Below are 15,218 nucleotides of genomic sequence, written 5' to 3' on the forward strand. Positions count from 1 at the left end.
TGGATCACCCTTCCCGGGCCGCGATCGACTGCTCCACCCACCGCCGCAGGGCAGGGGCGGGTGCGGCACCCGCCTGCCGGGCGATGGTCTGTCCCTTGTCGAGGACCAGCAGCGTCGGTACCGCCTGGACCTCGAACCGCTGGGCCAGGCGCGGGTTCTTGTCGATGTCGACCTTGACGAGCTTGATCGTTCCTGCCAGATCGGTGGCGACCTTCTCGAGCGCGGGGCTGACCATGCGGCAGGGGCCGCACCAGGTGGCCCACAGGTCGACGACGACGGGGACGGTGGCCTGCTCGACGACGTTGGTGAAGTCGTCGTCGCCCGCGTCGGCGATCCACGGCAGCGGCTGCTTGCAGTTGCCGCAGGTGGGGCGGCCCTCGGCGGCCACCGGCACGCGGTTGGTGCGCCCGCAGTGAGGGCAGGTGACGGTGGTGGCTTGCACGGTACTCATGCCGCCCTCGCTCCCTGCGCGTCCTCGGGCTGGTCGTAGGTGACCACCAGTTCTCCGTGCTCGGCGTCGACGCGGACTCGTGCGCCGTCCTGGACGTCGCCGCGCAGCAGGGCGCGTCCGACGAGTGTCTCGACCTCGTGGGAGATGTAACGTCGCAGCGGCCGTGCCCCGTACACCGGGTCGTAGCCCTGGTGGGCGATCAACTCGCGGGCCGAGTCGGTGAGTTCGACGGTGATGCGGCGTTCGGCGAGGCGGCGGCGCAGTTCGTCGAACTGCAGCTCCACGATCCGCTCGATCTGCCGCTCGCCGAGCGGCTTGAAGAGCACGATGTCGTCGACGCGGTTGAGGAACTCCGGGCGGAAGTGCCCGCGCAGCTCGCCCATCACCAGGGCGCGGGCGTCCGGCTTGATCTCGCCCTCGGCGGTGGCGCCGTCGAGGAGGTGCTCGGAGCCGATGTTGGACGTCATGATGATCACGGTGTTGCGGAAGTCGACGGTGCGCCCCTGGGAGTCGGTGATACGACCGTCGTCCAGGACTTGCAGCAGGGTGTTGAAGACGTCGGTGTGCGCCTTCTCGATCTCGTCGAACAGCACGACCGAGTACGGCTTGCGGCGTACGGCCTCGGTGAGCTGGCCGCCTTCCTCGTAGCCGACGTATCCGGGTGGTGCGCCCATGAGCCGGCTGACGGTGTGCCGCTCCTGGTACTCGCTCATGTCGAGGCGGACCATGTTCTCCTCGGAGTCGAACAGGGCCGCCGCGAGGGTCTTGGCCAGCTCGGTCTTTCCGACGCCGGTGGGGCCGAGGAAGATGAACGAGCCGATGGGGCGGCGCGGGTCGCGGATGCCCGAGCGGGCGCGGATGATGGCGTCGGCGACGAGCTTGACGGCCTCGTCCTGGCCGATGACGCGCTCGCGCAGGATCTCGTCGAGGCGCAGCAGCTTCTCGCGTTCGCCCTCCTGGAGGCGGGCGACGGGGATGCCGGTCCAGGCGGCGACGATCTCGGCGATCTCCTCCTCGGTGACGACCTCGCGCAGCAGCCGGTTCTGGCCTTGTTTGGCGGCCAGTTGTTCCTCCTCGGCGGTGAGCCGGCGTTCCAGGTCCTGGAGGCGGCCGTAGCGGAGTTCGGCGGCGCGGTTCAGGTCGTAGGCGCGTTCGGCCTCCTCCGCCTCGAGGCGGACCTGTTCCAGTTCCTGGCGCAGTTCCTGCACGCGGCGGATCGCCTGCCGTTCGGCCTCCCACTGGGCGTGTTTGGCGTCGGCCTCGCCGCGCAGGTCGGCCAGTTCCCTGCGCAGTTCCTCCAGGCGGGACTTGCTGGCGGGGTCGGTCTCCTTGGACAGGGCGGCTTCCTCGATCTCCAGGCGGGTGACGCGGCGGGTGATCTCGTCGAGTTCGGCGGGCATGGAGTCGATCTCGGTACGCAGCCGGGCGCAGGCCTCGTCGACGAGGTCGATGGCCTTGTCGGGCAGGAAGCGGTCGGTGATGTAGCGGTGGGAGAGCGTCGCCGCCGCGACCAGCGAGGTGTCCTGGATCTTGACGCCGTGGAAGACCTCGAGGCGTTCGCGCAGGCCGCGCAGGATGGAGATGGTGTCCTCCACACTGGGTTCGTCGACCAGGACCTGCTGGAAGCGGCGTTCGAGGGCGGCGTCCTTCTCGATGTGCTTGCGGTACTCGTCGAGGGTGGTCGCGCCGATCATGTGGAGTTCGCCGCGGGCGAGCATCGGCTTGAGCATGTTGCCCGCGTCCATGGCCCCTTCGGCGGCGCCCGCGCCGACGACGGTGTGCAGTTCGTCGACGAAGAGCAGGATGCGTCCCTGGGCGGCCTTGACCTCGGACAGCACGGCCTTGAGGCGTTCCTCGAACTCGCCGCGGTACTTGGCGCCGGCGACCAGGGAGCCCATGTCGAGGGCGAAGACGACCTTGTCGCGCAGGCCCTCGGGCACGTCGCCGCGGACGATGCGCTGGGCGAGACCCTCGACGATGGCGGTCTTGCCGACGCCGGGGTCGCCGATGAGGACGGGGTTGTTCTTGGACTTGCGGCTGAGGATCTGGGTGACGCGGCGGATCTCGGCGTCCCGGCCGATGACGGGGTCCAGCCGTCCGGACCGAGCCTCGACGACGAGGTCGCGGCCGTACTTCTCCAGGGCCTCGTAGGCCACCTCGGGGTTGGCGGAGGTCACCCGCTGGTTGCCGCGGACCTTGGTGAGCGCGCTCAGGAACGAATCCCGGGTCACGCCGTGCTCCTTCAGTAGCCGCCCGGCGGCGGTCGCCGAGCCCTCCTCCGCCAGGGCCAGCAGCAGGTGCTCCACGGACACGTACTCGTCCTTGAGTCGTTTGGCCTCCCGCTCGGCCGTGTCCAGCAGCCGGGCCAGGCGCTGGGTGACGAAGACCTGGCCCGGCGCCGCGCCCGGGCCGGTCACCTTGGGCCGACGGGAGAGTTCCTCGCGTACGGCCGCGCGCAACTTCTCGGGCTCGGTGCCCGCCTGCTGCAGCAGCCGAGGGATCAGGCCCTCCTCCTGGTCGAGGAGGGCGAGCAGCAGATGCTCGCCGTCGACCTCGGTGTGGCCCAGGCTGCCGGCGGCGCTCTGCGCCTCCTGCAGGGTTTCCTGTGACTTCTGGGTCAGGCGGTTCATGTCCATGGTGGTAGATCACTCCTCATGCCTGCACGCCGCAGTGCGGCTTCGAGCAGGCTGATGCGGTCGAGCAGGTCGAGCACCAGACCGAGGGATGCGTAGTTCAGGCACAGCCCGGTGCGCAACCGCTGGACGCGGGCCAGGGCGGCCGGGGCCGTGGGGGCGAACACCAGCCGTCCCGAGGCGTCCGGGCCGGCGTCCACCAGTCCGAGGGCCACGAACCGACGGATCAGGTCGGGATGGAGGCCTGAGCGGCGGGCCACGGTCTCCAGCGAGAGCTTGGGCACGGGCACGATCGCGTACCGCGCGCCCACCTCGGTCGTGTGTGTGGGGGAGCGGCGGGCCTCGGCCGGTCGGTTGCTCATCACGTCCTCCTGGGGTCGAACGAGGAGACAGCGGCTAGTTCCTCCAGCAGCTCGCGCTCCCGGTCGTTCAGCTGAGGCGGCACCATGATCCGCAGCTCCGCGTACAGGTCTCCGTTCGCGTCGCGCTGGCCCGGCATGCCCTCGCCGCGCAGCCGCAGGCGCCGTCCGCTGGAGGACCCGGCGGGCACGGTCACCTTCGCCGTGGCACCGCTCGGCGTGGGCACCGGAACTGTCGCGCCCAGCGCGGCCTCCCAGGGGGTGACCGGAAGGTTCACGTACACGTCCCGGCCCTCGAGGCGGAACTGGGGGTGCGGCTGGATCCGCACCCGCAGATACAGATCCCCCGCGGAAGCGTCGCCGCTGCCGCGGCCGCCCTCGCCTGCCAGCCGGATGCGCCGGCCGTCGGTGACGCCGGGCGGTACGTCCACCTCGTAGCGCCGCTGCCCGTCGGGCCCGGCGAGGGTGACGGTGCGCCGGCCTCCGCGGTAGGCCTCCTCGACGGTGAGCGGCAGTTCGGCCTCCTGGTCGGCTCCGGGGACACGCATGCGCCCGGAGCCCCCGAAAAGCGAGCCGAACAGGTCGTCGACGTCGACGCCCTCCGTGCCGAAGCCGCTGGTGGTCCACCGGACGTGGGGGCCGCTCCCGGTGGACCACCGGGAACCGCTGCCGGCTCCCGCGCCGGCACCGGCGGCGACCCGTTCCTCCCAGTCCTCCGGGACCTTCCGGAAGTCCTCGCCGAAGCGGTCGTAGCGGGCTCGCTGCTCGGGATCGGACAGGACGCTGAAGGCCTCGTTGACCTCCTTGAACCGCTCCTCGGCCTGGGGATCCTTGTTGACGTCGGGGTGGTGCTTGCGGGCCAGGGTGCGATAGGCCCGCTGGATCTCGTCCCGGTCGGCGGTGCGCGGAACTCCGAGCACCTCGTAGAAGTCGCGTGCCATGGCCGCTCACTCCCGTTTGGCGACGGTCACGGCGGCAGGCCGCAGCTGCCGCTCGGCGTCGCCGTAGCCGGGTCGCAGCACCTGGACCACGGTGTTCGGATCGGCGTCGGGTTCCTGGATCACTCCGACCACCTCGTGCCGTGCCGGGTCGAACGGCACGCCAATCTCCTCATGGCGGGGGTAGCCCAGCCGCTCCAGGACGTTCACGGCCTGGTCACGCACGGCCCGGACACCTTCGACGATCGCACCGGGGTCGGCGGCCGCGTGGCTCAGGGCGAGTTCCAGGTTGTCGATGACGGGCAGGAAGGCCGCAGCCGTACGGGCGCGTTCGGCCGCGGCCTGTCCCTTCAGCTCCCTGGCATGGCGTTTGCGCAGGTTGTCGAGGTCGGCCAGGGCACGGCGCCAGCGGTCCTCGGCCTCGCGCAGCGCGGCCGCGTACTCGTCGTCGGGTGCGGCGTCGGGCCCCGGCTCGGCCTGTTCGGCCGGCTGCCCGGGCTGCGTACGGTCCTCGCGCGGCGGCTGTACGGCGCCTTCCGGCGGCGGGTCGGACTCTCGGCCCCGGGGTGGGATGGACATGGTGGGCACCTCAGCCCTTGTCGAACTCGGCGTCGATCACATCGTCGTCGCCCCCGGCGCCGCCTGGCGCGGCTCCGCCGGGACCGGATCCGTCCGGCGAGCCGGTGCCCGCCGGACCGCCCGCGGCGGTTCCCGCCTGGTGGGCCGCGAGCCCGGCGAAGACCTGCTGGAGTTCGGACGTCAGCGGCCGGGCCTTGTCCGCCCCGACCTCGTTCTTGACCGCCTCGCGGGCCTCGGACACCAGCATCTCGGCGCGGGCCTTCTCGTGTGCCGGTGCGGCGTCGCCGAGCTCGCCGAGGCGCTTTTCGACCTGGTAGGCGATGGCGTCCAGTTCGTTGCGGGCGTCGACCGCCTCGCGCAGGGCCTGGTCCTCGCCTTGGTTGCGCTCGGCCTCCTGGACCATCCGCTCGACCTCGGTGCGGTCGAGGTTGGAGCTCTCGCTGATGGTGATGCCCTGCTCCTTGCCGGTGTCCTTGTCCCGCGCGGTGACGTTGAGGATGCCGTTGGCGTCGATGTCGAAGATGACCTCGACCTGCGGCTCGCCGCGCGGCGCGGGGCGGATGTCGGTGAGCTGGAAGCGACCCAGGACCCGATTGTCGGCGGCCCTCTCACGCTCGCCCTGCAGAACGACGACGTCGACGGCGGGCTGGTTGTCCTCGGCGGTGGAGAAGGTCTCGGAGCGGCGCACCGGGATCGTGGTGTTCCGCTCGATGATCTTCGTCATCACGCCGCCGCGTGTCTCCACGCCCAGCGACAGCGGGGTGACATCGAGCAGCAGGACGTCCTTGACCTCGCCCTTGAGGACCCCGGCCTGGATCGCGGCGCCCATCGCCACGACCTCGTCGGGGTTGACGCTCATGTTGGGGTCCTTGCCGCCGGTCAGCCTCCGCACCAGGGCCTGGACGGCGGGGATGCGGGTGGAGCCGCCGACGAGGATGACCTCGTCGATGTCGTTGTCACTGACCTTGGCGTCGTCCATGGCCTGCCGCACCGGGCCCAGGCAGCGCTCCACCAGGTCGCCGGTGATCTGCTCGAACGTGGACCGCATGATCGTCGTGGTCAGATGCTTGGGCCCGGAGGCGTCGGCGGTGATGAACGGCAGGCTGACCTGTGTCTGGGTCACCGAGCTGAGCTCGGTCTTGGCCTTCTCGGCTGCCTCGAACAGGCGCTGCAGCGCTTGCGGGTCCTGGCGCAGGTCGATGCCGTTGTCCTGCTGGAAGCCGTCGGCGAGCTGGTCGACCAGCCGGCGGTCGAAGTCGTCGCCGCCCAGGTGGCTGTCGCCCGCCGTGGACCGTACCTCCACCACGCCGTCGCCGACGTCGAGGATGCTGACGTCGAAGGTCCCGCCGCCCAGGTCGAAGACGAGCACCGTCTCGTGCTGCTTCTTGTCCATGCCGTAGGCGAGGGCCGCCGCGGTCGGCTCGTTGATGATCCGCAGCACCTCCAGGCCTGCGATCCGTCCGGCGTCCTTGGTGGCGGTGCGCTGGGCGTCGTTGAAGTAGGCGGGCACCGTGATGACCGCCTCCGTGACCCGTTCGCCCAGCTGCTTGGAAGCGTCGTCGGCGAGCTTGCGCAGCACCTGTGCGCTGATCTCCTCCGGCGCGTAGAGCTTGTCGCGCACCTTGAAGCGGGCCGCCCCGCCGTCTCCCTCAACCACGTCGTACGCGACGGCCTTGGCCTCGTCGGAGATCTCGTCGAAGTGCCGGCCGATGAACCGTTTGGCCGAGTAGATGGTGCCCTTGGGGTTGAGAATCGACTGGCGGCGGGCCAGCTGGCCCACCAGGCGCTCGCCGGTGTCGGTGAAGGCCACCACGGACGGCGTCGTGCGGTTGCCTTCGCTGTTGGGCACGACCGTCGGCTCGCCGCCCTCCCAGACGGCGATCACCGAATTCGTGGTGCCCAGGTCGATGCCTACTGCCTTGGCCATGAGGAACTCCTTCCGCGACGGACGCCCCCGTTCCCCCTCGGAGCCCCGCCCGTCTTCCGCAATCGCTCAGGTGACGGCGGGACCGCTCTGCGGGCGGCTGCCCCGCCATGCCCCGCTGCTTTGTGCCGGTACTGGTCCCGCGGGGCAGCTCGGCCAGCAGCCGCACCGCCTCGTCGGCGAGCGCGTCGTCGGCGACGACGTCGTACCGGCCGGGCTGCATGTAGCTCACCGAGGCGAAATTCCGGCGGCCACGCTGGGCCGCGTGCACCAGCAGGCCGACAGCGCGCCGACAAGTGCTCCGAGAATCAGCACGACAAGGCGAGGAGCAGCCCTGGCACGACCGGGTCCAGCCAGTTCAGCAGCCCGAAGAACCATCCGATCAGTGCGCCGCGCGCCGCGCCCTGCAGAGCGGCCCCGCCAGTCCCACGCGGCCGGTCACCTGCTCGACCAGGCGCATGTCCTGCCCGATGATGGCCACCCTCTCGACAGGAAAACCCTGACCGGACAGGTGATCGACGGCGCTCTCCGCCTAGTGGGTCGTGTAAGAGGCGATGATCCTGCGGGCCTGCTCGTTCATCAGCCAGTCCTTCCTGCCACGGCCACCGGTGCGCCCGACGATCCCTGACAGGCCCAGCGTGGCACCAGAGCAGCGTGCCCCGCCTGCATCCGGCAGGTCAGAAAACAACGCACTCGGTCGGCCCACGAGAACAAGGCCAAATCCAGACGAGCCGTATGCACATGCCTAGGCTGGGTGCTCAGAGCTCGCCCAGGCGTGAATCCCACGACTCGCTCGATCGCCTCCGCTCACCGGGGGAGAACGGAGTGACCAATGGCCCGCCATCCGTCACGGAGGCTGTCCCCTGACGTCTCCGGCCAAGAAGTGACCCGCCACCCGGGCAACACCGCGGGCACCGAACGGCGCGACCCCCGTCCGCTCGCGGCGCTGGACCCCAACGGGCTGCTGGTGCTGTCCCGCGCCCTGTTCACCTGCGCGGAGCAGAGTGAGGTCGTGCGGTTGGCCATGCGGCAGGTCAGTGCCCTGGGCCCCTACCGCGCCGAGGCCGGATACCTCGCGACGGGCGACGGTTTGTCCCGCGTCCCGGGCCACGACGCGGGAGCGCCGACGGCCGACGACGTACAGATGACGGAGTTGGGCGAGGCCGACGGCTCCGTATCCCTTCCGGAGCGGTCCTGGACCTGGGCGTTCGGCCTGCGCGGGACCGGCGGTCTGCTCGGCTACATCCTTGTCTCCTCCCACTCCAGGCCCGACGAGCAGGGGCACTTCCTCCTCTCGACCCTCGTGGGACTCACATCGGCGGCCCTGTCACTGACGGTCGCGCGCCGCGCGCAGCATGAGAGCGCCGGGGAACTGAGCCGACTCCGCACCGAGCGGGACATCGCACTGCGGCAGCTGGACACCATGCGCTCCGAGCTGCACCTGCAGAAGACCGTGCACGAGACCCTCGCCCGTGTCGCTGCCCGGGGAGGGGGCGAGGGCGCCATCACCCAAGCGCTGTACGAGCTCACCGGGCTGTCGGCGCTCATCGAGGACCGGTTCGGCAATCTGAGGTCCTGGGCCGGTCCCGACCGGCCCGACCCCTATCCGGTGCGGTCCTCGGTCCACCAGGAAGAGATGGTGCAGCAGGTCGCGCGCGAGGCGGGCCCGGCCAGAGTCAAGGACCGGCTGATCGCCTTGGTCCGACCGCGCGGCGACATCCTCGGCGTACTCGCCCTCGAGGACCCTGAGGCGACGGCCGACGAGCACACCCTGTTCGCGTTGGATCACGCTCAGCGGTCGCTCTCCCAGGAGCTCATGCATATGCGTGAACTCACGGAGGTCGAACTGCGGCTGCGCCGTCAGCTGATCGATGACCTGTTGGAGGGCACTGACGAGACGAGCGCCTATGCCCGGGCCGAAGCTGTCGGTCACGACCTGCAACGTATCCACTACGTGGTCGTGGTGCACTGGCCGGGCAACGCCGCGAACAGCTCCTTCACTCGGGCCGTGGAGCAGGCGACGGCCTCTTCGGCGGCGCGTCCGCTGATCACCCGTCGCGGCGACCGGATGGTCCTGTTGACTGAAGCGAGGCCCGACGCCGACGCGGTGTACACGGCGTTGGCCACTGAGCTGGGGACGCCCGACGGAGCGATCGGGGTGAGCACCCGCTGCGACTCCCCGGACAGCATTCCCCGCTGTTATGAGGAGGCACTGCGGGCCCTGGAGGTGCGGCAGAACTCCCGCCAGCGCAGCGGGACGACGTTCTTCGACGACCTCGGGCTGTACCGGATCCTGGGGCCCGGGAACGATCTCCGGGAGCTCGAAGACTTCGTGCGAGAGTGGCTCGGCCAGTTGATCGACTACGACGCAGGGCACGACACGGAGTTGGTGGAGACGCTCTCGCGCTACTTCGACTGCGGAGGCAACTATGACGATGCGGCCGCCGCGCTGACGGTCCACCGCAGCACCCTGCGCTACCGGCTGCAGCGCATCCGCGAGATCAGCGACCGCGATCTGACGGATGTGGACACCCGGCTCAATCTGCAGGTGGCAACCCGTGTCTGGAGGATCATCCTGGGTGGGCGGCGCTGACCGCTGATACTCGGAGGTCCAGCGCGATGGGGGTCAGCCCGGCACTCGCCGGACACACCAAACCAGGCAGAGGTGATGTCGACCGGCCCCCAGCTGCCCCGGCGATTCGAGGTAGAGGTGGTGCCCATCCTGCTGGTGCTCCAGCACGGCCAGGTCATCGCCCGGCAAGCCGGCGCGGCACCCTGGCAGGTCGAATCCGACCTGCCTGATGGCGTGCGGCGGCGTGTTCTGTCTCGTCGCCACCTGCGACGTGCCCGAGGCCGAGCAGTACGAGCCGGACGGCTTCATCGGTGTGGACCTGGGTATCGAGAACATCGCCACCGCTTCCACCGGCTGCCTCGCGGCCGGGCGGGGGCTGGGCCGGTACCGCGCGGGACAGCTGGCCCTGCGGGCCAAGCTCCAGAAGAAGAGCGTCAAGCGGCGGCTCAAGCCTCGTGCCCGGAAAGAGGCGCGGCAGGCCGCCAACAGCAACCACATCATCTCCACGACGATCGTGACCGAGGCTGAACGCACCGGGCGTGGCTTGTCCTGCGAAGAACTCAGGGGCATCTGCAACCGGGTACGGCTCCGCAAGCCCGTACGGGTCGCGCTCTGCTCCTGGGCCTGCGCCCAGCCTGCACCCCGCAGACGTGCCCCCAGAGCGGCCACGTCGACCAGCGCAACCGTATCGACCAGGGGCTCTTCATCTGCCGGGGGTGCGAGGTCGTCGACCACGCAGACTGCAATGCTTCCCACAGCATGGCCACCCGCGGCGAGAACGTGTGGGACGCGGGGCGTGAATCACGCGTCCACGGAGGAGTCCGCCTTGGCAGCCACTTGGGCGCTCCTCCTGTCCGATTGCGAGGGACGAAATGGGAGCGGGGTAGCAGGCAGTGGGTGACCATAGTGCGCACCATCCCCGAGCGGCCCAAAGGTGCAGGAGGCTGCGGCATGCTCCACTCGCCCAACCAGGGCCAGGATTTGCTGAAGTTCCGGACGACGGACGTGGACGAGGCTCGGCAAGTCATCCACGAACGCTTCTACGCCAACTTCATCGACGTGCCCGACGGCAGCGCTGAGTTCATGGCCCGGTACGACATCGCCGCGTTCGGTCCGCTCACACTCGGACGTCTCGCTTTCGGCGCGGAGGTGCGCATACGGTTCGGCGAACTCGGCGCCTACCACGTGGACATCCCCCTGGGCGGCCACCTGGCCTGGCGTCAAGGAACGCACACCCATGCGGTGGCGACGACCGCGAACGCCGCCGTCTTCCAGCCGTACGGCGACACAGTCCTGGATCGAGTGAGCTCCGACTGCTCCGTGCTGGCCGTGAAGATCGACCCCAAGGCCCTCAACGATCAACTCGAATGCCTTCTCGGCCGACCGCTGCGCGCCCCTGTCGCCCTCGCTCCCGAACTCGACGTCGCGCACGGCGCGGGCCTGAGCTGGGTACGGATGATCCGCGCGGTGTTCGACGAAATACAGGCCGGCGGGCTGCTCACCCGGCCGACGGTCGCCCGCCCGCTCCAAGAGGCTCTGCTGACCGGGATCCTCCTCGCCACCGGCCACCGTTACCGCGACGAGCTCGACCGACCAACCCCCGCCCTGCGCCCGGCCCCCGTCAAGCGTGCTGTCGAGGCCATGCATAGCATGCCGCAACACCCCTTCACCGTAGGAGAGTTGGCCGGGCTTGCCGGGGTGAGCGTGCGGCGTCTCCAAGAAGCCTTTCAGCAGTATGTCGGCATGACCCCGCTGGCCTACCTCACCGATGTCCGCCTCACCCGCGCCCGCGACGAGCTGCGCCGCGGCACACCGGGCGAAGTGAACGTGAGCGAGGTCGCCCATCGTTGGAGCTTCGGCCACCTGGGCCGCTTCGCGTCCCGCTACCGGGCGCGCTTCGGCGAGCTGCCCTCGCAGACCCTGCGTTCCGGGTGACCACCGCCCACGCCACTGCCCCGCGCTGTACGGACAACGGCCGCGCTCAGTGGATCGTGCGCGGCGGCCATCACGCCCTAGGATTCCTGGCGTTCGCGCGTCCGCCTCTTCCGTCCGCCGCGCGGACGTCAACCGGCCCATTTCCCCCTTTCGGGCCGGTCACCGCCCGCGTCGGCGCCCCCATCCGCCGCGGGCGGGTCGGCAGCGCACACGCGGCCTGGACCCCGCCACGGTGTACTGCCTGGCACCGGAGAAGGTTCGGGCCGGGGTCGGCTCCGTGGTGATCGCCTTGATCTCGGGGAGAGGTCGGCGTTGACCGACTCCGGTGCCCGCTCACGGGCGGGGCAGCGCGGGGCCCGCAACGCGCGATGTTCTCGCGTGGCGAAGAGAGACGTTCGAAGCCTCAGCTCACCGGCTCAAAAGCTTCGACGGTCTTCCGCTCCGCCCACTCGGCCTGCCCATGCGCGGGTCAGGCGGGTCCTAGGGGAGGGGTGTGCGCAGCGCGATCATGGCAACGTCGTCATCGTTGTCGCTGGGGCGGACCTGGTCCAGCAGCAGGTCGCAGAAGGAGTCGAGCGGGCGGTGGGCGAGGGAGGCCGCGTGTCGGCGCAGCCGGTCAAGCCCTTGGTCGATGGAGTGGCGCGGGGATTCGATCAGTCCGTCGGTGTAGAGCAGGAGCGTGGCCTGGGGTGGCAGGAGGGTGACGGCGTCGGGGCGAGGTCTGGTGACGCCGGTGCCGAGGAGTATGCCGTGGGCCTCGTCGAGGTAGCGGGTCTGACCGTCGTGGGTGATGAGCAGGGGCGGCGGGTGGCCGGCGTTCGTCCAGCGTAGGCGCCACAGTGCGTCATTCCCGAGGGTGAGCCTGGCGAAGATCATGGTGGCCATGGGTACCTCGGCTATGTGCATTACTGCCTCGTCGAGCCGTGTGACGACGGTGCTGGGTGCGGCCTCGGGGTGGGACCAGGCGAAGGCGCGCAGCATGTTGCGCACCTGTGCCATGCCGGCTGCGGCGTCGAGATCGTGACCGACGACGTCGCCGATGGCCAGTGCGTGGGCGTGGGTGGCCAGAGCGAAGGCGTCGTACCAGTCGCCGCCCACGGATGAGGCGTCCGGAGCGGGTACGTAGCGCGCGGTCATCTCCAGCCCGGGCAGGACGGGCAGCTGGGGCAGCAGGTGGCGTTGCATGGTTTCGGCGACTTTGCGTTGGCGCTGGTACAGGCGCGCGTTGTCCAGCGCCAGGCCCGCCCGGCGGGTGAGGTCCTCCAGCAGCGGCAGGTCGGCAGGGGTGAAGGCGTCATGACGCTGGGCGCGGCCCAGGGTCAGGGCGCCGAGTACGTCGCGCAGTCCGCGAATGGGTGCGATGACGGCGGAGTGCATACCAGTCGCGGTGAACAGGCGCTGCTGCTCGACCGCTATACCGGAGTCGGGCGGACCTTGATAGGTGGCGGGGCCGGCGAGGGAGGAGGCGGCGCCACGCAGGGCCCGTGACAGGGGCATCGGCGACTCCGCCGGCACGGGAGGCATCGGGCCCTGCAAGTCGTCTCGCTCGACGAGAATGCCGTCTTTGTGCTCCATCACGAGAACGCGTCGTACTTCGTCACGTTCGGTGAGCAGGTCGAACACGGCCCAGTCTGCGAGCCGGGGCACGGTCAGGGCTGCCAGCCGGTGCAGCGCCTCGTCCGCGTCCAGGGTGGATGTGAGCTGCGTGGTCGTCTCCGCCAGCAGAGCCAGGCGGTCCAGTTCCGTCAGCGGCGCGGAGTGTCCGCCGTCGCCGTGGCGTACCTTCCCTGGCTTCGGCTCGTACAGCATCGCCAGCGCACCTGTCCCGCCCGGATCGGGTGTGTAGGGCGTGACCAGCCAGGACAACCGGACGAGAGTGCCGTCCCCGCGGGCGAACCACTCGGCCTCGCCATGCCTGGTGTCGCCCGTGAGGAGCGCCTTCCTGATCTGGCAGCGTGTGCGCGGCACCGCGTGCCCGTATCTGTCCCGGTGCAGCAGGTCGTGGAAGTCCTGACCGACGAGTTCTGAGGCTTCCCTGCCCAGCAGGCTTTCGGCCGCACTGTTGACCGCGACGATGAGACCATCGTCATCGACCGCGATGGCGGACGCCCGCAGGTTTTCCAGCGTTCCGTCGAGCAGGGCGCCAGAACGCGCCTGATGCCCGGACAGGGGAACACCCTCCCTGCCCGGAACGGCGACGTCGTCCATGACTCTCCTCTGTTCAAGCCCGAATCGCATCGAGTACCCCAACCGGATTCCGGCATGCATCGAAGGCTCGTCTGGCCCTGCGGCGACTGCTCGAGGACAGCCTGGTGACGCGCCCGGCCTACGCTCCACAACCGCCACTCCCGATCATGCTGGGCGGATCGAGGCTTTCGATGGGCTGTCATGACGACCCAGACCCAGCCCCCCGACCCGGTTCGCGATCTGCACCGGGTCGTCCCCCGTACCCTGCCCGCGACGGTCCGGTGCGCTGTCGAGCGGCACGTCCTGGACGGTGGCGACGTACGAGCCGGCCGGGGTCGTGATGCCGGTGTGGGTGCGGCCGTAGTGGGGGCGTGGCGGGTTTCGTCGTGGTTGGAGAGGGCCCAGGTCGCGGGAGCGCTGACCGTCGCCAGGTCGGTGATCGTGCGGGCGATGCCCTCCCTCACCTTTGTCCGCCTCCCGGGCGCACTTGAGGAAATCGAAGTTGGGTGTGGCTCTGTTGGGGGATGGCTCCGTCGGCGCACATCCGGCCAGCGGCGCGAACGTATCGGGGGCGGATCAGTGGCTGAGCAGCCAGCCGATTCGGTCGTAGGCGAGGACCTGGTAGCCGACCATGATCACAAGGAGCCAGCGGGCCGCGCGGCGCAGGCCGGAGAAGTTGAGCGCGGCCACCGCGCCGAAGAACACAGTGAGTTCGAGGAGCAGGCGTATTGGTCCGGGGGTGTGGATATCGCTCTCGCCAGAACGGGACGGGTCATCCGGCACGGCGAAGGAACCCCACGCCCAGCCCACAGCCACGGGCAGTGCGACGACCAGCAGCCAGCGCCACGGAGAGGGGGCCTTGCGCCAGGACCAGATGGCCAGGCAGAGCAGCGAGACCAGCTCGAGCAGGAAGCGGATCGCGAGCATGGCGTCGTTGTTGGCGAGCGCCAGCGTGACGTTCACCAGGCCTCCGCAGGTGCCTCAACCAGCATGCCATCGACCCCCGTTGATGCCGACTCGCGCGTGCTGACAGTCGTGGATCAGGTCACGTCGGGCGGACTGAAGCATCCTTCCGCAACCGGGAAGCCTCGACAAGAGCCGACGACCTGAACGAGGCGGGGACTGTGGTCGGCCGCAGCGATCCGCCGTACCAGAGCCTCCACTGCCGCGACTCGGGAGGACGGGCCATCGACTCGGCAGACCGTCGGCTCTCCCTTGCCTCCGCAAGAGCCGCACCCGTCGAAGTTGGAAGCGCGCGGGTTCGAAGAATCTCGGACCGTGCTGACGAACCTGCGCGTCGGCCCGCTCGTAGGGCTGGACCGAGCGATGTGTTCGTGGCGGACACACGAGGCGCGTCAATGGCGACGGACAGCCGGAACATGATGGGCCATGGCAGCCATCAGGCGATTGGGTCGGTCGAGCCCGGGTAACCACCGCCCGCACGGACCGGGTGGGCGTCGAGGCGTTGCTTATCCGGCCTGATGGCTGTGTCGCCTGGGTCTTGCCCACCGGGCAGCACCTCGCCGCCACCACGCTGGTGCGTGCGCTGGGCACATGGTTCGGCCAACCGGTCTGAGCACCGCATTAACAGTCGTCTCAGGTTCGCTCCGTATGAAGTTGGCATCCAGATAAGCGATGCA

At 69.9% G+C, this 15,218-nt stretch carries 11 protein-coding genes and 1 pseudogene; 3 read left to right on the top strand and 9 right to left on the bottom strand.

The features are described from left to right. Window positions 1-4: 4 nt before the first annotated feature. From trxA to ACIOHP_RS13940, 7 genes are all read right to left on the bottom strand, one after another. Window positions 5-451 (bottom strand): thioredoxin, encoded by a 447-nt coding sequence (gene trxA / locus ACIOHP_RS13910; protein ID WP_361554517.1) that lies wholly within the window; start codon window positions 449-451, stop codon window positions 5-7. Then, window positions 448-3,087 (bottom strand): ATP-dependent chaperone ClpB, encoded by a 2,640-nt coding sequence (gene clpB / locus ACIOHP_RS13915; RefSeq protein WP_401886937.1) that lies wholly within the window; start codon window positions 3,085-3,087, stop codon window positions 448-450. Before clpB ends, trxA begins: the two co-directional genes overlap by 4 nt. Further along, entirely contained in the window at window positions 3,078-3,446 is a 369-nt protein-coding gene (locus ACIOHP_RS13920) for a chaperone modulator CbpM (RefSeq protein WP_401886940.1), read from the bottom strand. The genes clpB and ACIOHP_RS13920 overlap by 10 nt, the downstream gene beginning before the upstream one ends. Continuing rightward, complete coding sequence (locus ACIOHP_RS13925; RefSeq protein WP_401886943.1) at window positions 3,446-4,384, bottom strand: DnaJ C-terminal domain-containing protein; 939 nt, start codon at window positions 4,382-4,384, stop codon at window positions 3,446-3,448. The genes ACIOHP_RS13920 and ACIOHP_RS13925 overlap by 1 nt, the downstream gene beginning before the upstream one ends. A 6-nt stretch (window positions 4,385-4,390) precedes the next feature. Beyond that, window positions 4,391-4,960: a nucleotide exchange factor GrpE gene (grpE, locus tag ACIOHP_RS13930; protein WP_401886945.1), complete on the bottom strand. Its 570-nt coding sequence runs from the start codon at window positions 4,958-4,960 to the stop codon at window positions 4,391-4,393. Between the two features lie 10 nt (window positions 4,961-4,970). Next, window positions 4,971-6,887, bottom strand: a complete 1,917-nt coding sequence (gene dnaK / locus ACIOHP_RS13935; protein WP_401886949.1) for a molecular chaperone DnaK — start codon at window positions 6,885-6,887, stop codon at window positions 4,971-4,973. Window positions 6,888-7,266: 379 nt separating this feature from the next. Continuing rightward, window positions 7,267-7,365, bottom strand: a complete 99-nt coding sequence (locus ACIOHP_RS13940; RefSeq protein ID WP_401886952.1) for a hypothetical protein — start codon at window positions 7,363-7,365, stop codon at window positions 7,267-7,269. A gap of 351 nt (window positions 7,366-7,716) precedes the next feature. Between ACIOHP_RS13940 and ACIOHP_RS13945 the strand changes: the two genes are divergently transcribed. Next, on the top strand, window positions 7,717-9,477 hold the full coding sequence (locus ACIOHP_RS13945) for a PucR family transcriptional regulator (protein ID WP_401886955.1): 1,761 nt from the start codon (window positions 7,717-7,719) through the stop codon (window positions 9,475-9,477). Window positions 9,478-10,407: 930 nt separating this feature from the next. After that, window positions 10,408-11,391, top strand: a complete 984-nt coding sequence (locus ACIOHP_RS13950) for an AraC family transcriptional regulator (RefSeq protein ID WP_401886958.1) — start codon at window positions 10,408-10,410, stop codon at window positions 11,389-11,391. Window positions 11,392-11,871: 480 nt separating this feature from the next. Here ACIOHP_RS13950 and ACIOHP_RS13955 read toward each other — a convergent pair whose 3' ends face one another. After that, window positions 11,872-13,599 (bottom strand): SpoIIE family protein phosphatase, encoded by a 1,728-nt coding sequence (locus ACIOHP_RS13955; RefSeq protein ID WP_401886960.1) that lies wholly within the window; start codon window positions 13,597-13,599, stop codon window positions 11,872-11,874. A 555-nt stretch (window positions 13,600-14,154) separates the two neighbouring features. Continuing rightward, window positions 14,155-14,541, bottom strand: coding sequence for a YrdB family protein (locus ACIOHP_RS13960; protein WP_401886963.1), 387 nt, complete (start codon window positions 14,539-14,541; stop codon window positions 14,155-14,157). A gap of 454 nt (window positions 14,542-14,995) precedes the next feature. Here ACIOHP_RS13960 and ACIOHP_RS13965 point away from each other — a divergent pair. After that, window positions 14,996-15,154 (top strand): annotated as a pseudogene (locus ACIOHP_RS13965) (hypothetical protein); the annotation flags it as partial. Window positions 15,155-15,218 lie beyond the last annotated feature (64 nt).

It is taken from the genome of Streptomyces sp. NPDC087859 (genome assembly GCF_044742595.1).
In the GTDB taxonomy this organism is placed as follows: Bacteria; Actinomycetota; Actinomycetes; order Streptomycetales; family Streptomycetaceae; genus Streptomyces; species Streptomyces canus_F.